Raw genomic sequence first — 24,762 nt, 5'->3', positions numbered from 1 at the left:
GTCAGTAACGACGGCAATACGCTCTACGACCACGCGTTGCTTCTCAATAATTCGAAAGTCGACTGCGTGGACACGACCCAAGCAATCCCGTTCCCAAGCGACCAGAAGCGACCGGAAGCTTCCTCGTAGTTCGATCGAATTTCGCAGTAAATACTTGACTATTGCTCTGGTATTACTTCCAATTGACCGGCTGGTTGAGAAGGACCGTCGGTGATGCACGTCGAGCGGATTCAGCGCCTAGAAACCGAGGCGAGCCAGCAGAGGCGAGCTGCTCGGCAGAACGGCAAGTGATAACCGTCGCTTAGTCGGAGTTCTTTGACAATTTGACCCGCTCCGCCGGAGTTGCGAACCGCGCGGAGCACCCCTACGGGGCCGAGGACGCGTCGCGGCGCGTGTTGGCCTCGATGTCGACGAGAAGTGCGATTGCTTCGATCGTTGCCATCGACCAAAGATAAGCGACGGTCACTCCGGCCGCGAGCAGGATTCCGGTAATCAACCGCGACAACGCAATAGCCGTGAAGTTCCCTAGGAAGCTCAACGCGCTGAACATCATGAGCAGGACCGCTGCGAGAGCTATCGCGAAGGCGACATTGGTCGCGACCCTAAGCCAGTAGAGGAAGCTATCTAAGCGCTGGCGGCCTGCGTCTTGCGACGGTGAGAAGTTCGACATTCTGTAGCTCCAAGCCGATGTGTTCCCGCGGCCGGCGGTCCCGGCCTGACGCTCTTTGACATCTTACCCGCCCCGCCGATGTCGCGAATCGCGCGGGGTGCTTTTTATTCTAGCTGACACCTGACCTTGAATCAGTTTTTATCGCTAATGAATGTAGCATTTGCCGCAGCATTGTGAGAAATTGTTACCCACAAAGTTACCTTGAGATGGAACTCATTTCGTGAAACGCCGAGACGCTCGAAGCATTCGGGGTATCGTTTCCTCACGAGTGTGGAAGAACTTATCGCACATTCAGGAGCCAGACGCCCATGGCGGACTCAATCTGGGTTGTATTACTTGACACCTCGGGCTCAATGGGCGAGCCATTCACTCAAGTCGGGAAGCCGACAGGAATGTACGAGTCGGGCGGGTGGTCTTCAAAAATTGAAGCGGCTAAAGACCTGCTAATCCGCAGAATGGGTGCGCTGCGGACCCCCGATATCGCAGTTATCGAATTTAAGGAATTCCCTACTCTCCTCTTTAATGAACCGGCCACGCGATTTCACGAGTACATTGATTCTATTCGTGATCTACGCTCAGGCGGTGGTACTGATCTCGCAGCTGCAATAAGTTCAGCGGCTACAATAACGGCGCTGGCATCATACGCGCAAGTTAGACTTCTAATTGTATCAGACGGCCTCACTGATTCTGAAGCCGCTGGCATCGCCGCGGACGAACTCCGGATAACGGTCCCCCAAGCGACGGTCAGCGTTTTGCTGATTGATCAGACCGACCAGGGTGACGAAACCGCATTCCGTGTAGCCACCAACGATGACGTTACTTATGCATACAGCTACGCCGATGTCTCCTCTGCAATCACCGGTAGTGCCGCCGACTTGCTTGCGTTTGAGATTGGCACGTTGGCTCGGAAGCAGCGGCTGCTCGTGAGCGAACTCCTCGACGTGCAGGAACGGCCGAGCTTGCGAACGCTAGAGTTTGAAGGGTCTGAAGCGACACGACTCACGGCAGACGTACTCACGAACGAAGTCATTCCAGTCCTTAAGTCGATGGAGGCACTGCAGGGGATTGCCGACTCGTCTCGAAACACCGCAACTAGAATCCAGGTTACCAATATTTCGCAAACGTCTCCGATTAAGGCGAGCGTTTCCGGCATAGCGAAGGCAGTAGAGGTGCTGGATGAACGACTGACTCCTTGGAAACGAGAGCATTCGAAGGAAATGGCGAATCTTGCCGAGCGAAGGCTGAAGCTGCAGCTCTCTAAGCTGGAATGTGAAGCACTACATTACGAAGGCATGGCCAAGGCCGAGCTTCGCAGAGCGAATGCCGAGGCCGAGCGGTTTGAGCTAGAGAATGAGGAGAGGCGGCTGAAGTTGGACGAATCGCGTTTCGAGCAGAAGTTGCTGGTCTTGGCCTGGGAAGTTGCGCGAGACTTATTGCGTGATGGGTATGTAGATCACAATGGGCTCGCCTATCATCAAGTAGACGCACTAAACGCAATAAAAGACTACATGAAGACTCGTTTTAACGCGAGGCTCTTCGATGATCAATCGTCAGGATTAAGCGCCCAGCATGGCCTTTAAGGCTTCAGCTGTTTCGGATGCAGTTTGAAGTCGATCGCGTGGGTCCATTGCAAGAAGCGAAGTCACTATCTCGTACAATGCTCCGCCTGTCGGGTCCGCGCGGCGTGAGGGGATGCCTGCGACAATTTGATTGGTCGCTAAAAACCAGACAATTAGTCCGATCTGGAATAAGTCGGAGTGACTCCCGACCTGATGCGATTTATCTCGAGCGTATGCCAGGAGCTCCGGTGAGGCAAAGTTAGCCGGGCCAATGAATTCATGCAATGAGGTCAGGTCGTCCATCTTCCGACCCGACACATCTTCACTTACATATTTTGCTATGCCGAAATCGATAAGGAATATATTGTCTCTGTCGTCTTCAGTTGCCCAGACAAGATTCGCGGGTTTGAGGTCGCGGTGAATTATTCCGTTGGCGTGGCAGTGCCCAACAGCATCGCAAAGCTGTATTCCTACGCCAGCGACTGTCGGCATGTCGAGTGGGGCCTTGTGGGAGTCAAGGTACTGACGGAGGTTCTTGTCGCCTAACGTCATTGCCATCCATGGCACTTCAATCTGCTGATCGCCTAGCGCCTGGCGGCCATATCCAAAAACCCTTGTAATATTGGGATGATTCAGTGCAGTGAGAATACGGACTTCATTGTCGAACCTATCCTGACGGACATCACTGAGCTCCCTTAGCAGCTTGACTGCGCACAAGCCTTCGTCATGGCCATCCGGACTGAGGCACGTGGCCTCGAATACAATTCCGTTGCCTCCCGATTTAATCGCTTGGCCAAGTTTAAATCGCAGCCCATCAGCCCCTATGAGTTCAAAGCCATAGGCGAAGCTGAGCTTAATTGGAGCGCTATATGGCTCCATTCGCACCGTTACATAAGACATTTTCAGTCCTCTTTTGACGGCATGGATGCCCTGATACTACTTAATTGCTGGCATTCGCGACATGTCACCTGATTGATGGTCAGGCGACTTGCGGTATGCAGTAATGACTTGCATTGCGACGCTACCTAATCAGCTACTCCGTGATCGCAGGGGCGGGGCCGATCGGGTCTGCTGATCGATTCCATTTAGCAATTTCGCGACACACCTCGCCCACTTTTTGTCGCAGGTCCAATACATCGAACGCGTTGGTGCAGTCGAGCTTGCTGCTCACTTCTGCCGCAAATTGCACTTTCTTCTTGGCGAAGGACTTGCCCCATTTTTCGTCTATAGCGGCGATGTGCTTATCAAACTTCGCGAATGCAGTAACTTGCTTAACTGGCTTTCCTAGTATCGATGAAGTTACGGACGCTGGAATGTAGTTTTCAATTTCGCGTCCCTTAGTAACCCAGGCCAAGCCACCCGCCGACTCAACTTCATCCTGCAATCGCTTCTTAGTAGGCCTGATAGGTTCCGATTCGCTGTCCAGGTCACTGTCCATCACAATGCAGCAGTTCCGGTTGACAGTGAGGATCGAGATTAAATCCTCTGAATCATCAATCGCGGTCATATGGGAGAGTAGTTTGCCGCCGTAGAACAAAATCTGATAGTGAACATTCTCCTGCAACCTTCCCTTGGACATCAGTTCAATCCAACGATTAAGGTAGATTTTATCTGACGGTCCCTCGACCCATATTACGCCATTCGACTGCAGCAGGTCGCTCGCTCTCACGTCGAGCTCATCGAGGATGATCCTTGATTCGCCGAAGTGGCTCACGGTGGTGCATACGGATTCTTCGCCGTCTCGCGTTACGTGAACTAGCTGGCAGTGTGCTTGCTGGCTAAGCACGTCGATGGCGACGTTCGAGTGGGTAGTGAGGAAGATTGGGCACTCGTTGGTGCGAGCAAAAGTCCACAGATATACAAGAAGTCTACGCAGCAGAGCCGGATGAAGATTATTCTCCAATTCCTCAAGTGCAAAAATGCACTTATCGACAGGCTTGCCGTCAAGCTCCGGCATGACAATGAGATTTAAGAGCGTGAGGATCACCGATTTGATGCCGCTTCCAGACTGAGAGAGCGCTATCGAGCCGGTACTAACCTCTTCCAGGTAAATTTCGTAAGTGTTTGATTGCTTGTCGATGCGCTGGGGAAGGATGCGGATGAAATGAAGGTCGGGATTGAAGATTGAATTTAGGTCATCAAGCAGTATGGCCTCAATCAAGTTGCTATCTAAATCCGCGTCCATTAGGACCGATTTGATAAGATTGGTTGCTCCGTCACCGTTAGCACGCAGCAGGTACGCGCCTTCCTGTTCTGGAACAATGTGACGCTCCGCGGCGAGCCGCCTGAAGTGCACTCCTGCCAATGCATTTGGCACAACGCTCGCCAGTAGTTGTTTGAGACGGACCTGCGTCTTTGGGTCGCGTATGTTGTCGGGGTGGATAAGCGATTTTGGAATGCTCTCTATCGAATGGTACTCATGACTAGGGGACAACCGCTTAGTCACCAAGCTTCCACGGTACACAAAGCAGCATTCCCTAGGTGATCCCCCACCAGGCAGTCCCGGAATTCTTTCATTTTCTGGAACACACTGCACTACCTGTTCGTCAGTGATGGCGTGCTGTGCGAAGAACGCTGGTTTCGAGCTTTGATGATGGAGCGGCGATGGGACCTCGAAGTCATTGGTCGTCATTCGCTCAATTACATCGATCAGAGCGGACTTTCCAGCATTGTTCCTTCCAATAATCACGTTGAAGAGTTCGATGCGTTCAAATCCCTGCGGCGCCGCTCCGAAGCATTTAAAGTTTGAAACTTTGATGCCAAAGCTCTCGTGCCATTTCAATTGCTAGTCTCCCTTTACAGTTCATTCGTCAGTTCGAAATATCCTTACTCGTGCCAAGGCCCATGCTGCTCGAGCCAGCGGGTGTGGTGCTCAGAGCCGCTCGGGTACGCGGTCGGGTAATCGTCAGGCCCGTAGTCGGTATACATCGTGTTATCGCGCACCATGAATTTGCCTCTTGGCCCTCCGTCGAACGACCGCGGAACGAACTCCTCGAACCCGACGCGTTGAAGTTCCGGCAACGTCCAGTTCGCGTAGTAGCCGAATGCGATGGCTGACTCAGTCCCAAAGATCCGGCAGAACGAATCGAGCACTGCGAGCTTTGCTTCGTTGAACTCCGGGTGTAACTCGAAACGATGGAGCAAGACGAACGGCTCGGCGATGCCACTGAAGTCCGGTCCGCCGACGCCGTCGGGTGGAAAGAGGGAAGTGAGGGCTTCGAGCAGCCCGTGGCTGTCGGAGTCTCCTACCTCGTAAATCGTCTCACCGTGCTCTTCCACGTCGTAGCGGCGGATCTCGTCGGCCATGAGCCTGCCCACCACGAAAGAGTCCGGGCCGCTTGGCAGGCGATCTAAGTCGACCATGGCGTGGACTTCGACACACCACCGGACGATCCAGTCGCTCGGGTCCTGTTTGTGGACGTGGTGGCGGGATTTGCTTTCGAGCCAAAGCATAGCGTGGCGCGGCGAGATGAGAGGTCACCTGATCCGATATCAGAGCGACGAGCATTGTAGGGCAACGGGTTACGGCGATGCGATACCCAGATGGCTACTTACTTCGGCTTGTTACGTCGTATAGTTTCCGCTGATTCAACTCGCAGTTGACGGAACTCTTCCCGCATTTCCGAGCGAAGCTGGTCGAGCCGGATTTGGAATTCGGACCGGAGCGAGGCCTTCAGGCGCCTGAGTAGCCAAGATCGCATCAAGAACGTCAGTGTCCCCATCACGACGGTTGTGATCGTGATGCAACCGATCATGGCGCGCATGAGTTCCGACATTCCAGCTCCAAACTGCAGTCGCGGAGAAAAGTGAACGCCGGACACATCGCTCCGTGCGATCGGAGCGGCTGGCGTGACCGCGGAGTCACCTTAGTCGAGGTCTTGCTACCGCGGCCCTGTAGGCGTCCTAGTGTCGATGGCGATTTTCGATGCTCGCTGAGCCCTCCCGAGAGCGTACCGCTGGCACGTATCGCGGATCGCGTAGAGGTTAGCCAGCGAAAGACTGTCAGCGGCGAACGGGTCTGCCGTGATCGCTTTGGCTTGCGCCAGCAGCTCGCGGTCGTCCATTGTGTCGCAGCGGACGTGGCGCCCGGTGATTTGGATGTGTTGCGGGTGGTTGTCTTTCTTCATAGTCGTCTTCATCGCGGGGTGATCGCGGCCGAGGCAATATTGACACTGGGCATTGAGGCAGTCCATACTGTCCCTGTCAGCATACCGCTGACCGCGTCTGGAAAACGCGAACGTGAGGAACAATTCGATGACTGATCGTCAGACCGTAGGCCCGGTAGTGTGGGCACGTACCAGAGCAGCGATCCGCGTTGGCGGGGAGTTAGGTGCGTGCGGGAGACTCACGTCTTCTTTTCCACCGCATTACCGGGCCTACGGTCTTTTCGCGTCGTCATCGGGTTGTCAGAGTCGCCTCAGTGATAGGGGCGATCGCCCCGCTGGGGCGGCTTCTTTTCGCGACTATCCGAGCGGCGCCATGGAAGGATTCGAACCATGCAGGTCTCGGAAACTATCGTTCTCGAATTGAAGGATGGCCTCGCAACCGTTTCGACCGCCGATCTGATGCGGATTATCGAGATGCCATCTGGCAGGGTCGTCGGTGATCTCGCCGAGATGGAAGAGACTTCAATGGAAGTCACGTCGGACGACGACCGCAAGCGATTTGGGCCATGGCGGATCGCAGTCGACTACCACCTCCTTAGCATCCTGGAGCGCTCCCAGGTAACGCTGCACGAACTCGCCGTTCCGCCGATTCCGAAGGGTCACTGCCACTACTGCGGCGCATGGGGGCACAAGGAAAAGGGGAAGCGTAAGTACAGCTGCGGCACCATCAGCAAGAGAGACAAGAAACTCGGCTACTGGCGCAAGGGCGAGCAGACGATCGAGTGTCGCACCGGCGAGCTAGAGCGGCTGCACATCATGGTGCAGAAGTCAGAGTTGCTGCGGAAGGTGCTAACGGACGCTGGCGTGGTGATCGACAATCCGGAGTACTGGTGGCTGATCGACGGTCGCCCGGATGACAGCCAGTTCACGACGATGCCGCACGGACGGTATGCGGAGAGTGCGTGACGACCGCCGCATTCCCACCGCGGGCAGGCGGCGGCTGTTTTATGTCGCCATTGAATTTGTTGTTGCGTGGCAACGACTTAAAGGCGATCGGCGACTCTAAAACGGCGATCTTGTCGCCACCCCCCGCAGGAGCAGTAACCCTGAAGGCTATGTGGACGTGTAGACAAATTAAGAGAAGGCGTCAGGGAACTCCTCACGAGCCTGCGATTGCGGAATTACATGAGCCTCGCGATCACCATATCGCCAATAGGCATTGCACACATCGCACTTATGCAGAAAAGCATGCTGTTCCATTGATTCCGAAATTTGCCGCGGTGACGCCAAGGACGCCGAAAGTACGCCGGCCCGGCAAGCTTCGCATCCTTGGGTCTTCCACCTGTCCCTCGGAGTTACGTCGTCCATCAGAGTTACGATCCACCAAGTTCGAATAGCGTCAACAGATTCTAAATCCGGACCGTGGGAGGGGCAATCAAAACGGCCGCCGATCACAGTTAACGTGTTGCCAGTTAGCGACTTAACCCCGTGACGAAGCCTCTCCGCGATCGCGCGCACCAACCGGGACCGAATCAGTCCGTTTTCGTTGACGTCGAGCAGAAAAGCCCGGGAAAAGTGCCGGGGAGTGAGCGGGACCGGGGTGCAGCCAAGTTACTCACGGAACGCAGCGGCAACCGCAGCACCTGCTAGTGCACCGAGAATCGCATACTGCATCGCGAGAACAGGGGCTCCGCCACACGTCGTGGCGCTGAAGGGCGAAAAAGCGATGATGCCAAAGCACATCCATGCGGCGAGACTGAAGGGTTGCCCTACCCAGCCCGAACGGGCCTCGGGGGGCCGCTCAAGCTTTCCAATCGCGTTCAGAGCGGCGCAGGCGATCAGTGTAACGCCGAATGCGAAGTAACCGTTCACTCCCCCAGCGACCGCGGTGACCCCAAAGCCTACGGCTGCTGAAATGGCGATCGCAGGAAGTGGCCCAACTCGCTCGATCATGGCGCCAGTATATCGATTTGTTTCCTTTCCCCCTAACTCTTTGGAGACCGCTCTGATGAGTGACCAAATCAAAGTCCACGTCGTGAAGTACAAGTCACGGCCCAACCTCGTGCTGCGGTACGTTGACCCGGTGACCGGCAAGCAAGTGGCGAAGTCTGCAAAGACCTCGCGCCGTCGGGACGCCGAGCGCGCCGCGGCGAAGTGGGAGGCAGAGTTGCGCGAGGGCCGCTACCAGCGTCAGAGCCGCATGACTTGGGCGGAGTTCCGCGAGCGGTACCAAGAAGAGAAGATGGCGACCCTGTCGGGCAAGACGCTCGCCGCTTGGGAAGCCGCTGCCAATCACCTCGAGCGAGTGATCTCGCCGAAGTTGCTGGCGACCGTCGATTCCAACGTGCTGAGCCAGTTTCAGGCGAAGTTGCTCGCCGGCGGCATGAAGCAAACCACCCTGGCCAGTCACCTGCGATCGCTGCGCGCCGCGTTCAGTTGGGCGGGCGTCGGTCGCTAATCACCAAGGCGCCACGGGTGGACATGCCGAAGCTCACCAAGGGCGATCGCACGATGCGCGGGCGGCCGATCACAGCGGAAGAATACGAGCGAATGCTGACTAAGGTCGCGGGCGTGCGTAAGGGCGACGCCGAGCTCTGGAAGCGGCTGCTGCGGGGCCTTTGGCTGTCGGGTCTGCGGTTGAGCGAGGCGCTGCAGCTGTCGTGGGACGCGGACGCGGCGATCACCGTGCGGCTTGGCGGTCGCTACCCGATGCTGCGGATCTTCGCGGAGGCCCAGAAGTCGAAGCGTGACGCCCTGCTGCCGATCGCGCCGGAGTTCGCTGAGTTCCTGCTTGCGACGCCCGAGGCTGACCGTCACGGCCTAGTGTTCGGCATCGAGGGGCTGGTGCGCGGCAAGCCGGTCGACACCCAGCGGGCCAGCCGGATCGTCGCCAAGATCGGTGAGGAGGCGCTCGTCGTCGTCGACCCTAACATCGTCCGGCTGCGCGTCTGCAAGAAGACCGGCGCCGTCACCAAGGTGCCGAAGTGCGCGACGGCTCACGACCTTCGCCGGGCGTTCGGAACCCGGTGGTCGAAGCGCGTGATGCCGGTGATGCTCCAGCGGCTGATGCGCCACGCGTCGATCGAGACGACGATGCGCTATTACGTGGAGCACAACGCCGACGATATCTCAGCAGACCTTTGGAACTGGCAAGGTAACGTTTCAGGTAGCGTTGCCCCAGAAACGCAATCAGCCGCGACGAGCGCGGCTGAGAGTGAAGAGCGTAAGCCGTTGGTAGGCAACGACCTCTAGAGCGGAGGGCAGGGGATTCGAACCCCCAACCCCTTTCGGGGCACCTGATTTCGAGTCAGGCTGCTGGCCAATTCGCTTACCCTCCAGCAGAGACCTGATAATTTAGCCGCGCCGCCGTAAACGGGCAATGACGACTCGCCCGCCTGCCCCGTTTGTCCGCGTTGCCGCGTCATTGCAACCCGATTTTCCCGTCAATTCCGCGCGTCGCTGCCCTCTCACTCCGGACTGCGGCGCGGCGTTTCCCACGGCGAAGTTGCTCGTCTCGCCCCCGCAAACTCCCCCGAGGCGTTCCCCCTTCCGCGCCCCGCGTCGCATTGCGCCGGCAGCGCGGGCTACGCCCAGTTCTAGCGGTTTCGCGCAGTATGCCTGGTGCGCGCTGCAGCATCAAAACCTTCGCCCGCCCCGCCCCGGCACGCCGATAGCTGCAATATCCTGAAGCACCCCCTCTCACCTCCCCCGGCAGCTCCATGGCGAAGGAAAAAACTTACCGAATCGTCACGCGCGGCAAGAACGGCGAACTCCGCGCTCGTGACTACGAGCACCAGGACGCTGTCCTGCGGATGCACACTCAGATCGGCATCGACGACTGCAGCACCGACCTCACGCTCCGCGGCATGCCGGTCTTCCGCGGCCTGATCGGCCCGATGCCTGAAGGCAAGGGCGTGGTGCGTTACGAGACGCCCGAGGTGTTCGAAACCCTCACGAAAGAATGGGGCGCGACGAGCAGCGGTCGCAAGTCGCGTCGACGCGTCAGCGGGTGACGCGGACGGCGCTCAGCTGAAGAAGGGCGGCGGGGCCCATCAATCATGCTGAGCAGCCTCAAGTGATGCCAAGCAACGCGAAGCATCTGGCCTGACGAGCAGCGAACCAATCCACTTAGCGAACCGGGTGACAATCGACGACGCTGACGGGACTGGGTGGTCCCTCACGACAAGTGGATGACGCGAACGCCGCCTCGGGAACGCCCCGAGCGGCGTTTTTTATTGGCCGCCGCCAACTCTCCGCAACCAATACAATTTCCATCAGCGAGCCCCCTACCCTCCCCCACGCGCACCCCGCCGCTCGCAACTGACCACTGACAACTGACAACGGACCAGCCCTCCCTCCTGGAGCCCACCCCATGCCGTCTGTAAACAACCGCCAAATCCTCCTCGCCTCCCGCCCCCACGGCGAGCCGACCCTCGACAACTTCCAACTCGTCGAAACGCAACTCCCCTCCCCTGCCCCGGGCCAACTCCTCCTCCGCAGTCTCTACCTCTCGCTCGACCCCTACATGCGCGGCCGGATGAGCGAGGAAAAGTCATACGCCTCGCCCGTCGAAGTCGGCGGCGTCATGGGCGGCCAGGCAATTGCAGAGGTCGTTGAATCAAACCACCCCGACCACCGCGTCGGCGAAATCGTGCTCGCCCCCATCGGCTGGCAAGAGTACGCCCTCAGCGACGGCGACGGCCTCCAAGAAATCGACCCCGCCCTCGGCCCCGTCTCCTACGCCCTCGGCGTCCTCGGCATGCCCGGCCTCACCGCGTACACCGGCCTGCTCAACATCGGCCAACCGAAGCCGGGCGAAACGCTCGTCGTCGCCGCCGCGTCGGGCGCCGTCGGTTCGGTCGTCGGCCAAATCGCCAAACTAAAAGGCTGCCGCGTCATCGGCATCGCCGGCGGCGCCGAGAAGTGCCGCTACGTGAAGGACGAACTCGGCTTCGACGACTGCCTCGACCACCGCGCACCCAACCTCGCCGACCGCCTCCGCACGGCCTGCCCCGGCGGCATCGACATTTACTTTGAGAACGTCGGCGGCGACGTCTTCACCGCCGTCTTCCCGCTGCTCAACAGCTTCGCACGCATCCCCGTCTGCGGACTGATCGCCCACTACAACGCCACCGAAGCCCCCGCCGGCCCCGACCGCCTGCCGCAGCTAATGAAGCAGATCCTCGTGAAGCGCCTCACCTTCCGCGGCTACATCGTCAGCGACTTCGCGTCGCAGTATCCGCAGTTTTTAGAGGAAGTCGGCGGCTGGTTGCGCGAGGGAAAGCTGAAGTACAAGGAAGACGTCACCGAGGGATTGGAAAACGCCCCGCGCGAACTCATCGGCGTGCTGCGCGGGGAGAATTTTGGGAAGAAGATTATCAAAGTGGGCAAGTAAGGATCGTCAAAGCGTTCTTCATCGCTTGACCTTCACTGGTTCCAGGTCGGCTTCGAGGAACTTCTCGTTGAATCGTTGAGCTTCTGCGATTGATGCGCCAGCATGAACGTCATCGGTTTTCTATCACCGAGCTCGGGGTTGATCGCGAAAGCGATCTATCTCGGGGGCGCGAGTGACCACTACAGCCAACTCGAAGAGAGTTGCATCTCATTGCTCACTCATCAATTCAGCCCTCAAAGGGGGCGGTGAAGCGACTTACTTACCCTGGGGAGATTGCGTTAGCAAACAATCCAGGATTGCATGATTGAGTCCCGCTGGAACTCGAAATTCCAAATAGAGATACTTGTCGTCGATTGACCGCCCGGGTTCACCAAAAACTCCTTGGCGATATACTGCCACTAGTGTGGTTGGAATTCTCGTCTGTCTGGAATCCATCAGATGATACTGAAAAGCGTCGAGCCTTGCTATTTCGGCCCATTTCGCGAAGGCGCACGCCTAGATGTCGACAAAAACGTGACTGTAGTTACAGGTGCTAACGACGCGGGGAAAACATCGCTGCTGCGACTGATTCGCGCTGCGTTTGATCCATCACCAAGCTACTCAGCTACGGAATCCGACGTTAATAGAAGCCAGCTATTGGAGGCATCTAAGCCCTGGCAGTCAGATGAGCGAATCGGAGTAAGAATCGGTTTCGAGATCAGCGAACCAGAAGATCAGAGGTTCTTAAAGCTAGATAGAATAGTCGTTGGGACTAACATTTCCACGAAGTTTAAGCTCGCACCAAAACTCGCAACCACAGACAAAGTGAGAGCATGCGATGTAAGCGAAGTTTCATCGTCAAGGGGGCCCAGACACTATGATGCAATCGGCCGGATGCCGCAGGTCCTGTATTTAGAAAGTGGGCAAGCGGATAGTTCTTCAATTGAACTGAAGATGCCTAATCCCTTTGAGAGAGCGTTCATAGAATGCGCGTTCGGGCCTGATTTCGAGTTCAATTCATTTGCAGCAATGAGTGAGTTGGTTTCCGAAGAATCGCTCGAAGTTGCTCAGGAACGTCTTTCAAGTGCATGTAGGGCCGCGCTGCCAAAGTCGTTGCATTATCAGTTCAAACTCTCTCGCGTTCCGTCTGAGCCGGCAAAGCTGCACGTGAGAGCGTCTGATGCCTTTGGTGGAAGGATACCGTTGCAGGGACGAGGTGCAGGTGCAAAAAAACTGATTGGTTTATACTTGTCGCTGATTTCTTTCGTTCGCGACACTCCATGTCTGGTTCTGCTTGATGAGCCTGAAAATTCACTGCACGCAGATGCTCAAAGGGCCTTGCGAGGATTTCTAGACAGCCTTGGTAGTCGTGATGGGGTGCAAATTATCTATTCGACGCACTCTCCGGTGATGATAGACCCGCAACGAGCGGATAGGGTGCGGCTAGTGCTGCAAAGGTCGCTGAATGGAGTCGCGGAGTCGGTAATCGACAACAAACCGTATAGCGAGAATTTCAGGCAGGTTCGTGCAAGCTTAGGAATGTCTACTACCGACACGTTGCTGTATTCCGATGTTAGTCTGATAGTCGAAGGCGAAACCGAGATAGTCTCGCTTCCGATACTACTAATGCGACTTAGCACTCTAGACGCCAGGTTTAAGTCGGTTGGCAAGTGGCTGGCCGATATACATTTAATCAATGGCTTGGGGGACAGCTTCGACAAGCTTTGCAGTGTCGCTAAGGGGTTCGGTGTTAAGCCCGCCGTCTTTCTTGACGGGGACAAAATAAAGAGGTTGAGAGAATCTAGATTTTTCACCAAGCATCCTGACGTTCCGGTTGTTCACCTTCCTGAAGGTGTGGAGATTGAACAAATGGTTCCCATGTCCCTATACATTGAGTGTGTCGCGGCAGTACATCGATTGAAGTCTGAAGAAGCGACCAAAGATACCTTCCTGGCGTGGATGCAAGGGTGCAGTGATCGGTGGATCGAGAAACTGGCATTCAGTAAACAAGTAGACTCATGGCTGGGAGCGGAATTTGCCGTGAATCTAAACAAGGTGCAGGTGATGAAGCGAGCCGCCGAAACTGTAGAGATCGGTTCCATTTCACACTTGGACTGCCTCGAGAGCGTGGCCCAGAAGGTTGAAGAATTACTCAACGCAAAGTAACAATACCTCCGACCGAAGGCATGCTGTCGCCGAGCGTCGGCATTTTGCGCTCAGTTGCTTGTCCGCAGGTGGATTTGGCATGCCTGAGCCAGCTTGGCAGCAGATCGCGCAATCGCGTTGAATCGCAAACCATAAAGAACGCCAACGGCGTTCCATCATCCAGCCCGGGGTTGATCGCACCAGCGATCTACCCCGAGAACACGGCGGCCATCATCGCCAACCCTGCAAGGGTTGCAGCACTTCAACGGCAACCGGACGATTCAACCCCTGCAGGGTTGAGACGAACTGCGATGACCTAACCCTGGGTAGATTGCCTCCGCAATCAAACCCAGGGCTGGATGATTGAATCCCGCTGGGATTCGAAATGCCAAGACAGCCACGACGGGTGGCATGCCGTCGCGCAGCGTCGGCATGCTGCGTTAGGCTCCACCCCGAAACGATTTACTCAGGGTGAGCGGCGCATGTAAGCGAGCGACCAAGAATGCGTCCCAGCGGGACGACCGATAATAGCCCAGCAATTCATTGCTGGGTAAAAAGCCCCGGCGCATCAATAAGTCCCGTAGGGACGATTGAATGGCTCCGGAATTCAATTGTCCCTACGGGACATCGGTTCTTCCGGCGGAATCATTACCCAGCAATAAATTGCTGGGCTATTGTCGAATCTCCCTCCGGGAGAAAAAGACGCAACTCGCTCCGAAGAGCACTTTTGGGACAAAGTCTAGGGCGAAGCCCAGCCACCCAGGGGTGGCAGAAAATAGGGCGCTGAAGCCCCCTCGCATCTTTGCTACGGTGAAATTGTCGAGGGAGACGCCGCGCCGACTAGAGGTTCGAGCGGGCCCCATGCCGTCGCAACGCGTCGGCATGGTGCGCCGGGTTGTTGGCCTCCACAAGAGTTCAGCATGTCGACGCTAGCGCGACAACGTGGCACCGAGGGGAATCGCAACTAGGTCGCAGCACTCGACCCATCACCAGCCGACGCGGCTCAAAACGAGAATCGCAGCCTCACGAGCACCAACCATGACGCGACAAAAAGAACTCTGTCGCCAACCAACAATTCACAACCACAGGAGCCAAAGCAACTTACGAATTCTGTCGCCAAAAATCGCATCCGCGACAAAATGCCGCCCACGACAAAATCCCGATTTGCGACAGAACTCGCTGCAAACAACAAACATCGCCGCCGCGCAACATCAGAAGCCACAATTACAGCTGCAGCACGGCCCGCAAGCCCGCGACAACCGCCGTGTCGTACTGCGTTTCCGCCGGCTCAATGACTTGCAAATCAGTCGTCACATTAAAACAAGGCGCCAGCGACATGTTGTAGTAAATCTCAACGCCGTCGACGTCGCGCAAATCAAACACCGGGCTGAGGCTGTTCACAAAATCGTTGCTCAACCCTGTATGGAAATAGCCGACGCCGATCGCGTCGTTCGGCCGCGACCGACTCAGCCCCTTCGTTTGAATCGCTGCGTTGCACGTCCACGCGAACGGGCTCGTCTCTTCTTCCGCGAGGCACCACTGCGTCAGGAAGCCGACGTTGCGGCCATCCTTCGCTCCGTCGGTCCACAACGTTTGCTCGCCGATGTAAATGAGCGAGTAGGCGCCATGTTGCTTCACGGCGCCGACGCCCTGCCCCGGGATAATGACGAAGCTGAGCGGATCGTACGAGACGTACTCGCCCGTGGCCCAAATGCCGCCCGCCATGTGCGAACCAGGCAGCCCGCCGAACATGGTGTAGTAACGGTACGTCGCCATGATGTTGGCGCCGTTGTCGAACATGTCGTCGAAGCCGCTCGTGGTCGTGACGTCTTGATTGTCGAACGCCATCACCGCGAACGTCGGCCGGCCGTCGACGAACTTCGTAATACCGGCGCCCATGAACGACAGCGGCACCACTCGCCCGACGCCGAGCGGAATGATCGCGCTCGCGTTCATGAACCCGTTCACGCCGCGGCCCGTCTGCGGGTAGAGGGCGTAGAACATATCGAGCGCGTTCACCTTGCCCGCCGAGACTTGCCAATCTTCCGAGAGGTACTGCGTAAGCGTGAGGCCGGTGATCGCCGTGTCATGCTCGCCGGCGTTCGGGTAGAGCATCGCGACGTTCACCGGCGCCATGCCGACCGCTTCGGCGTTCACGTCTTGTCCGTACCGCGTTTCGACGTGCGTCGTCACGCCGAAACCTTCGACGCCGAGCAGCTTACCGCCGTCGATGACGAGATACTGATCGACCTTGCCGCCATACTCGAAGCCGCGGTCGCGCCCGCCGTCGGCGACGCCCTGGTAAAACTGCGGCGTGATAATGTGGTACACGACCCCCGAATCCGCCATCCGCTTCATCGCGGCTTCCATCTCTTCCATGAGAGACGAACCGCCGCCCTGCGAGCAGAGCGCGTACGGCGACGGCGCAGATTCGCGATAGTCGACGAGGCTGGCGTTCTCGCTCGCCCACGAACGGCTGATCGCCGAAACCTCGGCAGCGGCGGATGTGGCCGCGACTTCGTCCGCGCGCCCGGCCGGGCCGATCGCCAGGCTCAGCGCCGCACACCATCCGCCCACGGCACGCTTACGAAAGATCGACACCGCCTGTACTCCAGTGGATCGAAGACGATTTCTCCAACAGGCTCGATCGTCGCGAACCGCTGGCCGGATGAGCATTCTGGCGCTTTTGCTGACGGGAGGGGTGGTAACGGTTGCAGCGGGGCCGGCTGTCGTGGCCCCGCCGCAGCATTTACACTTCATACTGCTGCCGCCACTCCAGGGAACGAACGCAATCCAGTGCGAAAGATCACCAAAACCTACGCCGACCCGCTCGACCTTGTTTGGACCCACGCCGCCGCGCAAATTGGGATCCAAATCGTGCGCAGCGCTGAAGTAAATGCGTCGTGGAATGGCGCCGGCGTGCTCGCGATCGGCACGCCCGAGACGCTCGATCCCGACGACTCGCTCGCGCAGATGATTTTGCACGAGACCTGCCACGCGCTGTGCGAAGGGTCTGACTGTTTGAGCTTGCCCGACTGGGGGCTCGACAATTTCAATCCGGCCAAACGTGTCCACGAACACGCTTGCCTCCGCCTGCAAGCGGCGCTCGCCGACCAGCATGGCCTCCGCGAGTTCTTCGCGTCGACGACAATGTTCCGCGCGTACTACGATCGGCTCCCGGCCGACCCGCTCGCCGACGGCGACGACCCGGCCATCGAGATGGCCCGCGCCGCCTGGCAGCGCGCCCAAACAGGCCCCTGGTCCGCCCCCCTCCGCGCAGCCCTCGAGCGCACCGCCCTCATCGCCCGCGCGCTCGAAGGCGCGACGACGCCCGAGTCGATCTGGCACAAGTAGGGTGGGTGCTTGCACCCACCTTCAACGCTTCAAGCGCAGGACGCCTCGCAATCAACTTGGCACGGTCGCTGTGCGAGCCGTTTTGATCAGATCACAGAGGCGAAGCGCTTCATGCTGAGCAAGGTGGGTGCGAGCACCCACCCTACATCGGAGCCCGTCAGAACAACTTTCTTACTGCACCGGCTCAGCCGCCGGAAACGTCCACTTCCCATCGAGAATCTCCGCCCGCGGCCGATACATCCGCACCGTGTAATTCCACCCCGGCACGATCGGCAAGCAATTCGGCGTCTTCCCGTCGCACCCGCCGAACTGGATCACGTACGACCCATCCGCACTCGGCTTCGCCGTGACGCTGTTGAGCGAGTAGGCGTTCGCGGCGTTCTTCACAAAGTAGCCGTCGGCGTTGTAGACGCTGATCGACCAAAACCCGTCGACCGGCACGTCCTTCACGGTGAGGCGATAAACCGTCTTGCCGTCGTTCTGCGCCGGCTCGACGCCGTCGTACATCGCCGCCGTCGCCGGGTTGCCGCCCCAGCCGGCCGCAGTGCCGATGAGGTGCTGGATCGGATCGACCTGATTCTTCCGCCCGAACATCCGCCGCGAGTCGAGCCCGCCGTTCGCCGCGGCGAGGTTGATGAGCGCCGCCCGGACTTTATCTTGCGACGTCGCATCCCACTTGGCGACTTTAAACTCGCCCGGCGCCTTGTGCTCAATCTTGATCGCGTCTTGCAGCTTGTGAACCTCGGCCACGTCGGCCGGACTGTTCGGATCGACGAACGTCCGCACCGCCAACGCCACGTACCGCGTCCCGGCCGACTCCTGCGAAATCGTAAATGCCCCTGGCGCGTAGTACACGTCGGGAGCGTAATGATCCTCGTTGATTACCTGCAGCGCCATGTACCGCTTGCCGACCTTCGGTAACGTCACAGTCACCGGACCCGCAGCAAGGTCGAAGACGCCGAACGAATAGAGCGTATCGCGATTGAGCCGCACGACCGTCTGATGATCGATCGCCGCCACTTCTCGCTCGTGATGAAACTTGCCAAACCCGCCATCCTTCACAAACCGCGAGAAGTAAAGGTCTGACTCCGCTTGCGGAAAGTTATCGACCGTCACCCGAATCGGCGTCTCCTTCGCGGCCGCCGCATCTTGTGCACGAGCCGGTAACGCAACGACCACAACGGCGAGCATCGCCAAACACCGAATCACAGAAGAGTTCATCGCAATACCTTGCAAGCATGAGAGAAGTACACGTTTACGGAGGCCTGCAGCCGCCCGCCGCCGATTATACCCTGAGTGCCGCTTCCTAGCCCCGGGCTCCGCCCGGGGGTGAGTTTCCACGCCGTTAGATGCCGCCCCTCGTGCACTGCCATGTCCCACCAGCGAAGCCCTTCCCCCAACATGAGGGTGGCCGAAAATCGGCGCCTGCTTCCCCTCGCCTACTCTGCTAGGCTGCACCTATCCGCGGACATGCTACGCGCCGAGTGAACGCGCCACACATCGCGCGGTTCGTGAGATGGCAACGATCAGAAGCAAGGTTCAAATGACATTCATGTCGCCCCGACCTGAAGCGTGTCGCCTATTTGCGACATCGCAACGCGAGCGACGAAAACAACTTGCGCTTAGTGTCGCCAAAAATGCAAAACACGACATCAAGCGACACGAAGCCTAGGACTCGCTTCGGCATCGACTCCCAAAAGTTTTATACGGTGATACGCTTTGGAAATAATCACGAACCGGCTCGTCTTACGACCGGCAACGGTCGAACTGGCGCGAGCGGAACTCTACGATCAGAGTGAATTTGCACGGCTCCTGTCGGCGAGAGTGCCAGCGTCCTGGCCGCCTGAGACGCTGGCCGACGCCCTTCCGCTATTCTTGAGCTGGCTCGAAGCGGCGCCTGAGCAGGTCGGTTGGTTCGGCTGGTATGGACTGGAGTTAGCGGCAGACGAGTCTCAACCGACGCTCGTCGGCAGCTGTGGATTCCTTGGTCCTCCAGCAGAGGGAACCGTGCAGATCGGCTACTCCGTGCTGCCGGAGTTTCAACGTCGCGGGTTCGCGACGGAGATGGTGAATGGCATCGCCGCGTGGGCTGCCGCGCATGCCGAAGTTAGTCGGTTGGTCGCAGAGACGGAGTGGGCGAATCCTGGATCCGTGCGAGTTTTGGAGAAAGTTGGATTTGTTGCGGATGGTAGCGCTGCCGAACCCGGCGGACAACGATTTCACTTAGTCGTCAATGCGTAGTGCGCCGCTCCAGCGGGTCGTTGACCCGCGGCTGCTTGGCGAAGTTTATTCCGCGATCACCGATCGCGGCTTTGTTTGTTCGGCGATCCAGGCGAGCCATTCCTTCGCCGGCGGGCCGTAGGGGCGGAACTTGGTTTGCGTGCCGATATCGTCGCGATAGAGCAGCGCCCGGTTCTCGCCCAGTAGCGTCGCCGCCGGCGAGTCGATAAGGCTCGTCGAGTCGGCGCCGCTCATTTGCATCGCGACGCGGAACTCCACCTCGCGGAGCGACAGCCGATCGACCGCACGAGTGAGCGAGTTGTACGATTCGCACCACAGGAGCACATGCACGCCGACGACAGGACCCTCTTTGAGGATCTCGCGGAACCGTCGATCGGGCGCCGGCGGGGCGTTTTTATCTTTGCCGAACGAGAAACTAAAATCGTCCTCGGTCTGGCGCAGATCGCGGATTTGGGCGACGTCGTAGATGATGAGATAGAGCGACGGGTAGCGTTCTTCAGGCGATTCGCCGCGACGTTTTACTTCGTCGGCGAGGGCGTGGATCGCGGCGGCCGCGCCGCGCGGCGGAACGACTTCGACCGCGTCGCCGACCGCGGCGGCGACGTTGCCCCACATGCCGGGGACGTGCGACTCGGGCCGCGTGCCGTCGAGGATGGTGAACCGAGCGCCTGCCTCGCCATGCTGCGCGGCGAGCGCAATGACGATGTTCGCCAACACGCCCGCGGCCATCTCTTCGTCCTGGCCGATGACGATGAGATTGTGACCACCTTGCCGGCGTAGAACGAGATGCGTTGAGGGTTCAATGCGCACTGCCGAGCCGAGCCACAGCGTCGGCTCGAGATGCGTCGTCCGCTCGGGACGGGTGATCGCCGCGATCATGTCGGGATTGTCGAACGGGTTCGCGGGAATGTTTCCTTCGAACACGATCGTCGGTTCTTCGGTCGGCATCCGCGGCGTCGGTTGCGCCAACAGTGCGGCGAGGTAGGCCTGCCGCTGCGGATCGGGGAGCCACACGACTTGGAACGGATGGTTGCCGGCGACGAGGCCGTTTTGGTCGTTGTAGATCGCCTCGCCCGGGCGATTGAGCAGACGGGCGGCCGTGTTTTCATCGCTGAGGATGAGATGGGCGTCGGCTTCGCTGCATTCGAGCGCGATGCGGACGGCCATCTGACCGAGCGTGCTGCGGGCGAGCGAGTAGGCGCCGGCCAGCGTTTGCGAACCGAGCATCACATGAATACCGAACGCGCGGCCTTGCCGTACGAGGCGATCGAGCAGCAGCGCCGCGTCTTGGGCAAGTTTATCGTCGGCGACGAACAGTTCCTGGAATTCGTCAACGATCAGCATCGTCCGCGGCATCGGAATCTCTGGCGCCGCGCGACGGAAGCCGCCGAGATCTTGCACGGCATACGAACGGAACAACTCGCCGCGACGGCGCAATTCGGCGTCGAGCCGTTCGAGCACGCTGACGCCAAACTCCCGTTCGCTCTCGATCGCGATCACGCGCGCGTGAGGCAACCGGCCGTTGGCGTACGCCTTGAATTCCACGCCCTTCTTGAAGTCGACAAGGTACAACTCAACCTGATCGGGAGCGTAATGAAGCGCCACGTTTGTAATGAGAGCGTGCAGCAGCGTCGACTTGCCCGAGCCGGTCTTGCCGGAGATCAGGGCATGCTGAGACGTGCCGACGCCAAACCGCAGCGACTGCAATTCCTTCGCGCCAGCGCGGCCAATGGGGACGACCAGCTCGCGCGAGCTATCTTCCTCCCACAGCCGGTCGGGCGGCGGTGCCACCATCGAGAACGGCACCTCGACGCGGCTCGCCTTGCGCGATTGTTCGCCAGCGATGCGAAGGAGCGAGTTCAACTCCTCCGCCTGCGGCATGCGATCGAGCTCAAGCGGCAGTTTTTCGAACAGTGGATACTTCCAGACGAGTCGCTTATCGATCCACTGCAGGTGGACCGCATCGTCGAGGAGCGGCTGCAGCCGAAACTCATGCGGCAGTTTCACATCCGTGTCGATACTCAGGAGCGTGAAGGCGCCGCACCGCGGGCCGCTCTGCGAGATCGAAACGAGCTTGCGCGCCGCCGCATCGGAGAATCCATGCGGGAAGTTGGCGGCGACGATCACATGGTACGGCTCGGCGACTTCGCCGGCGCTTTCGTTGTACTCATGGATCGTGGCGAACTCGTTGCGGAGGTACTTTTGCAGCACCTTTTCCATGTGTTGGCTGATGATCCCAAGCCGTTCGTCGATCTGCTTGTAGTCGGTGAGGATTCGGGCGGCGACGAGCTGCTCGTCGTAGTCGGCCAGATGCATGAACGCGGCGAAGTTCTCGCCGAGCCCAGCCGGATCGATGATCGTAAACCGCAGCTTGCCGGCGGGCATTGACGTAAGGAATCGCAGCATCATCAGCTGCAGCACTTCGGCAGCCGCGCGGCGCCCTGCCCCGTCGGCGGTGATCACCATCCGCGGTTGTTCTTTGAGCGGCATCGTCGCCGGCAGCACCAACCGTCGCACGCCAGGATCGAGTCGCGGATCGTCCGGCACGCCATGCTTCACCGCCTGCAGCGGCAGCGGGCAAAGGCCGAAGGGAATCGCTTCCGGCGGCTCTGTGGGGCGTTGCCACGCGGCGAGATCGGTCGTCGACCAATCGGGGAACAACTCACGGCAGCGGGTCTGCATCGCGGCGAGTTCATCGGAGACCTCGCGGAAGCCAGTGTGCCACGCATCGGCCATCTGCTGCCAAGCTGACGATTGCTTCGCATGCGCCGCAGCGCGACGAGCATCAAAGCGTTCGGCGTTCGCGCGCTCCTCTTGCGCGCGTCCGGCAACGGCCTGTTCGATGAGCGGCGGGTACTTGGCTTCGGCGGCCGACAGCGCCGCGTCGCGTTTTGCTGAGATCTCGGCGATCGCGGAGGCGACTTCCGCCTCGACGCGAGCGAGTTCCGTAGCATGCGCTGCTTGATACTCCGCTTGCTTCGTCGCGAGTTCATTGCGAGCGTGCGTGACGTCGCGCTCGCGTCGTCGAACGTTTTCTTGCGTGAGACGCTCGCTGTGGGCTTTCGCCTCGGCGAGCGTGGTCTGCTCCAACTGCTGGCATTGTTCAAGCAGCCGTTGGATCCGGCCGAACTGTTGCAGCGAACGCCTCCGCCCGCGCGGCACGGCGACCGCCACGAGGGCGCCGCCGCCGATCGAGCCTAGTGCCAATCCGGAAACTAGGCCGATGATCCAGCCGAGGCCCGCTAGAGCTCCGGCGACAGTTCCAAAAATGGCGCCGAGCGCTGCCGCTCCGCCGAGCCAACCGAGCCAGCGTTTCCCTTCGATGAAGAGTGAGGGGAGCTTCTGATCCTGTAGGTCGAGGACCGCTTGTTTGAGTAAGTTGAGCGTCTGTTGCAACCGATCGTCGGCCGTTGCCGCTGCGGGAGTCTCGGCCGTCGACAACTCCGTTGCGGGATCGGCGCGCCAGTCGAACGCAGCGGCCGCTTGCGTTTGATCACGCAATTCAAGCAGCGTGTTGGCATCGCGTTGCAACCCTTCGGCGATGCGCCGCCGCGATTGCAGACGCTTCGTCGTCTCTTCAACTAGCTGCAGCGGTTGCCCTTTATGGGCTTCGAACACGGTGTTCGCTTGCCACTCCAACTCCTGGGCATGATGGTCCGCCGCGGCGAGGTTCGCATTGCGGCGGTCGTCATTGCTCTTGAGCGCCGTTTTGTGCCGAGTCTCCGCCTGCCGGATCGCTTCGTCGTGAGCAACGATCGCCGCTTGGCTAACGGTCGCATATTCCTCTTCGAGGACGCGCGACTTTGCCGAGTACGATTCGTTCAGCTTTCGCGCCGTCTGCTCGAATTCCTTTTCGGCCGTTTCGAGTTCCGCACTGATTGCGGCCGCTAGGATGCGCTCCTCGCCCGCGCGTTTGTCAGCGACCTGCTGCAGTTGCTGCATCAGCTCGAGCTCGCGGCGGGTGGAAAGGCGTGGCGTCGTCAAAGGCTTAAACGTGGGAATGGGAAAGGGGAAAGTGGAAATGAAGCGTGGTCAACAATCTCCCTGGCTCCTGGACTCACTGTTCACACTCATTGTGCATGTGGGCGACCATCACCCCCATCCGCTGCATCGAGTCGAGGGCCAGTTTGACGGTCGGGCCCAAAGGTTCCAAGTGATTTTCGCAAAAAGCGCGACTGACGCCGTCGTTCCACTGCTCCGAGACATCCATCCAAGCCTTCTGCAGGTCTTCGAAGGCGTCGCGAATATAGGCGGCGTTAGTATGCAGGTCGGCGGGACGCATCAGGTTTCGTCCTCCGTGTTCAATGCCGTGTCGTCGGTCGGCAAAGCCGCGACCGCCGGTCGCGGTGCAGCGCTAACCGGCGCCGCATTCGAAACCGGCGCCGCCACCGGCTCAGCCGGCGTCTGCGCCTCCGGCGGACGTTCAATCTGATATTCATCAAGCCGCCGGACGATTGTCTTCAGCAGTGCTTGCGCTTTCGGGACGTCCAATTCCATCATGCGGCGCAGCTGCCCAATTCGGCCATCGTATTCGAATTGCTCGTGCCGAAAGCTACGCTGCCACCGTTTGACGGCCTCGCATTTCTCCTGGCAGTAAGCGCGATGCGCCTTCGCGGCCACGAGTGCAGCCTTTTGCTCGCGGCAGGTCGGCCGCTCGCCGGCGACGGTCATCAACAGGCAGCGTTCGAGGTCAAGTTTGGCTTGATGCACCGCATCCTCGGCGAGATGGGTTTGGCTTTTCCAATGGGAGGGGCGATCGTGTTCCACCCAGTTCGATGCACGATGGAGTTCCCCGTCGAGCGAATCGATCGCATTCTGCACCCGTTCCTGAAACTTGACCAATGCGAGGCGAAAGGCCTCGATGGCTGCAGTCGATCGGACTTGGGCGGGGGAAGACATTGATAGGAATGCTGAAGGATGAATGCGGAATGCTAAAGGGTGCGATGCGGGTGGGAATGGCGAGCAGCCTTCCTTCTTCCGCATTCGTCGTTCAGCATTGGCTCTATCGCTGCGTCAGATACTCTTCGATCCGCTCTGCCTTGCGCAGCAAGAACGGCGCGTATTCGTTGGTGGCTTCGATCGAGCGGCTGATCAGCTTCATGTGCTGTTCGAACTCTTCGCTGAACTTCTTCTGCTCCTGGTCGCGCCAGGTGACGTTCAAGGCGTGAAGTTGACCTGCGAGCGTGGTCATCCGCTCTTCGAGTTCCGCGTTGAAGAGCTTGAGCTGATGGGCGAAGCGGCGAAGCTCCGCCGGGTCGACGACTGCCTGCGACATGATGAGGCCTCTTTCTCCGGGCGTGTTCCGCGGCGACG

The 24,762-nt window shown here is 59.1% G+C and carries 20 protein-coding genes, 1 tRNA gene and 1 pseudogene; 10 read left to right on the top strand and 12 right to left on the bottom strand.

Features of this window, described 5'->3' with window-relative positions; genetic code table 11:
• Positions 1-364 precede the first annotated feature (364 nt).
• Positions 365-670, bottom strand: a complete 306-nt coding sequence (locus tag ACQY7R_RS11135) for a hypothetical protein (RefSeq protein WP_428305671.1) — start codon at positions 668-670, stop codon at positions 365-367.
• A gap of 308 nt (positions 671-978) precedes the next feature.
• Here ACQY7R_RS11135 and ACQY7R_RS11130 point away from each other — a divergent pair, with 308 nt between their 5' ends.
• Positions 979-2,250: a VWA domain-containing protein gene (locus tag ACQY7R_RS11130; protein ID WP_428305670.1), complete on the top strand. Its 1,272-nt coding sequence runs from the start codon at positions 979-981 to the stop codon at positions 2,248-2,250.
• On the opposite strand, the gene ACQY7R_RS11125 is transcribed toward ACQY7R_RS11130, so the two are convergent.
• From ACQY7R_RS11125 to ACQY7R_RS11110, 4 genes are all read right to left on the bottom strand, one after another.
• Positions 2,227-3,129 carry a serine/threonine-protein kinase gene (locus ACQY7R_RS11125; protein WP_428305669.1) on the bottom strand — a complete coding sequence of 301 codons (903 nt, stop codon included), beginning with the start codon at positions 3,127-3,129 and terminating at the stop codon, positions 2,227-2,229. The two genes, ACQY7R_RS11130 and ACQY7R_RS11125, sit on opposite strands and share 24 nt — an antisense overlap.
• Positions 3,130-3,262: 133 nt before the next feature.
• The gene (locus ACQY7R_RS11120) at positions 3,263-5,011 is read right to left on the bottom strand and encodes an ATP-dependent nuclease (protein ID WP_428305668.1); all 1,749 of its coding nucleotides are present in this window, start codon (positions 5,009-5,011) and stop codon (positions 3,263-3,265) included.
• A gap of 44 nt (positions 5,012-5,055) precedes the next feature.
• The gene (locus tag ACQY7R_RS11115) at positions 5,056-5,682 is read right to left on the bottom strand and encodes a hypothetical protein (RefSeq protein WP_428305667.1); all 627 of its coding nucleotides are present in this window, start codon (positions 5,680-5,682) and stop codon (positions 5,056-5,058) included.
• Between the two features lie 428 nt (positions 5,683-6,110).
• Positions 6,111-6,368, bottom strand: a complete 258-nt coding sequence (locus ACQY7R_RS11110) for a hypothetical protein (protein ID WP_428305666.1) — start codon at positions 6,366-6,368, stop codon at positions 6,111-6,113.
• A gap of 357 nt (positions 6,369-6,725) precedes the next feature.
• On the opposite strand from ACQY7R_RS11110, the gene ACQY7R_RS11105 reads away from it, so the two are divergent.
• From ACQY7R_RS11105 to ACQY7R_RS11095, 3 genes are all read left to right on the top strand, one after another.
• The gene (locus ACQY7R_RS11105; RefSeq protein WP_428305665.1) at positions 6,726-7,301 is read left to right on the top strand and encodes a hypothetical protein; all 576 of its coding nucleotides are present in this window, start codon (positions 6,726-6,728) and stop codon (positions 7,299-7,301) included.
• 1,042 nt (positions 7,302-8,343) lie between these two features.
• Entirely contained in the window at positions 8,344-8,793 is a 450-nt protein-coding gene (locus tag ACQY7R_RS11100; RefSeq protein WP_428305664.1) for a phage integrase SAM-like domain-containing protein, read from the top strand.
• Between the two features lie 23 nt (positions 8,794-8,816).
• On the top strand, positions 8,817-9,587 hold the full coding sequence (locus tag ACQY7R_RS11095; protein ID WP_428305663.1) for a tyrosine-type recombinase/integrase: 771 nt from the start codon (positions 8,817-8,819) through the stop codon (positions 9,585-9,587).
• 2 nt (positions 9,588-9,589) lie between these two features.
• On the opposite strand, the gene ACQY7R_RS11090 is transcribed toward ACQY7R_RS11095, so the two are convergent.
• A tRNA-Ser gene (locus ACQY7R_RS11090) sits at positions 9,590-9,672 on the bottom strand.
• A gap of 382 nt (positions 9,673-10,054) precedes the next feature.
• Between ACQY7R_RS11090 and ACQY7R_RS11085 the strand changes: the two genes are divergently transcribed.
• The 4 genes and pseudogenes from ACQY7R_RS11085 to ACQY7R_RS11070 all read left to right on the top strand — a co-directional run bounded on the left by ACQY7R_RS11085 (position 10,055) and on the right by ACQY7R_RS11070 (position 13,875).
• Positions 10,055-10,348, top strand: a complete 294-nt coding sequence (locus ACQY7R_RS11085) for a hypothetical protein (protein WP_152100116.1) — start codon at positions 10,055-10,057, stop codon at positions 10,346-10,348.
• Positions 10,349-10,707: 359 nt separating this feature from the next.
• The gene (locus ACQY7R_RS11080; protein ID WP_428305662.1) at positions 10,708-11,730 is read left to right on the top strand and encodes an NADP-dependent oxidoreductase; all 1,023 of its coding nucleotides are present in this window, start codon (positions 10,708-10,710) and stop codon (positions 11,728-11,730) included.
• Between the two features lie 438 nt (positions 11,731-12,168).
• Positions 12,169-12,492, top strand: a pseudogene (locus ACQY7R_RS11075) (AAA family ATPase); the annotation flags it as partial.
• A gap of 111 nt (positions 12,493-12,603) precedes the next feature.
• On the top strand, positions 12,604-13,875 hold the full coding sequence (locus ACQY7R_RS11070) for an ATP-dependent nuclease (RefSeq protein WP_428308891.1): 1,272 nt from the start codon (positions 12,604-12,606) through the stop codon (positions 13,873-13,875).
• A gap of 1,203 nt (positions 13,876-15,078) precedes the next feature.
• Here the strand turns inward: ACQY7R_RS11070 and ACQY7R_RS11065 are convergent.
• Positions 15,079-16,455: a carbohydrate porin gene (locus ACQY7R_RS11065; RefSeq protein WP_428305661.1), complete on the bottom strand. Its 1,377-nt coding sequence runs from the start codon at positions 16,453-16,455 to the stop codon at positions 15,079-15,081.
• Between the two features lie 195 nt (positions 16,456-16,650).
• Between ACQY7R_RS11065 and ACQY7R_RS11060 the strand changes: the two genes are divergently transcribed.
• A complete protein-coding gene (locus ACQY7R_RS11060) occupies positions 16,651-17,208 on the top strand; it encodes a hypothetical protein (RefSeq protein WP_428305660.1) in 558 nt (185 codons plus the stop codon).
• A 171-nt stretch (positions 17,209-17,379) separates the two neighbouring features.
• Here ACQY7R_RS11060 and ACQY7R_RS11055 read toward each other — a convergent pair whose 3' ends face one another.
• Complete coding sequence (locus ACQY7R_RS11055; RefSeq protein ID WP_428305659.1) at positions 17,380-18,429, bottom strand: DUF1254 domain-containing protein; 1,050 nt, start codon at positions 18,427-18,429, stop codon at positions 17,380-17,382.
• Positions 18,430-18,927: 498 nt separating this feature from the next.
• Here ACQY7R_RS11055 and ACQY7R_RS11050 point away from each other — a divergent pair, with 498 nt between their 5' ends.
• A complete protein-coding gene (locus tag ACQY7R_RS11050; RefSeq protein WP_428305658.1) occupies positions 18,928-19,449 on the top strand; it encodes a GNAT family N-acetyltransferase in 522 nt (173 codons plus the stop codon).
• A gap of 45 nt (positions 19,450-19,494) precedes the next feature.
• Here the strand turns inward: ACQY7R_RS11050 and ACQY7R_RS11045 are convergent, their stop codons facing one another.
• The 4 genes from ACQY7R_RS11045 to ACQY7R_RS11030 form a co-directional block, all read right to left on the bottom strand.
• Entirely contained in the window at positions 19,495-23,433 is a 3,939-nt protein-coding gene (locus ACQY7R_RS11045) for an FtsK/SpoIIIE domain-containing protein (protein ID WP_428305657.1), read from the bottom strand.
• A gap of 73 nt (positions 23,434-23,506) precedes the next feature.
• Complete coding sequence (locus tag ACQY7R_RS11040) at positions 23,507-23,731, bottom strand: hypothetical protein (RefSeq protein WP_428305656.1); 225 nt, start codon at positions 23,729-23,731, stop codon at positions 23,507-23,509.
• A complete protein-coding gene (locus ACQY7R_RS11035) occupies positions 23,731-24,348 on the bottom strand; it encodes a hypothetical protein (RefSeq protein WP_428305655.1) in 618 nt (205 codons plus the stop codon). Before ACQY7R_RS11035 ends, ACQY7R_RS11040 begins: the two co-directional genes overlap by 1 nt.
• Before the next feature lie 103 nt (positions 24,349-24,451).
• Entirely contained in the window at positions 24,452-24,724 is a 273-nt protein-coding gene (locus tag ACQY7R_RS11030; RefSeq protein ID WP_152100103.1) for a WXG100 family type VII secretion target, read from the bottom strand.
• Between the last annotated feature and the right edge of the window lie 38 nt (positions 24,725-24,762).

It is taken from the genome of Lacipirellula sp., assembly GCF_965279485.1.
Taxonomy (GTDB): domain Bacteria; phylum Planctomycetota; class Planctomycetia; order Pirellulales; family Lacipirellulaceae; genus Lacipirellula.
The sequence above is the reverse complement of the archived record's forward strand: the minus strand, read 5'-3'. Positions and strand labels throughout refer to the sequence as shown.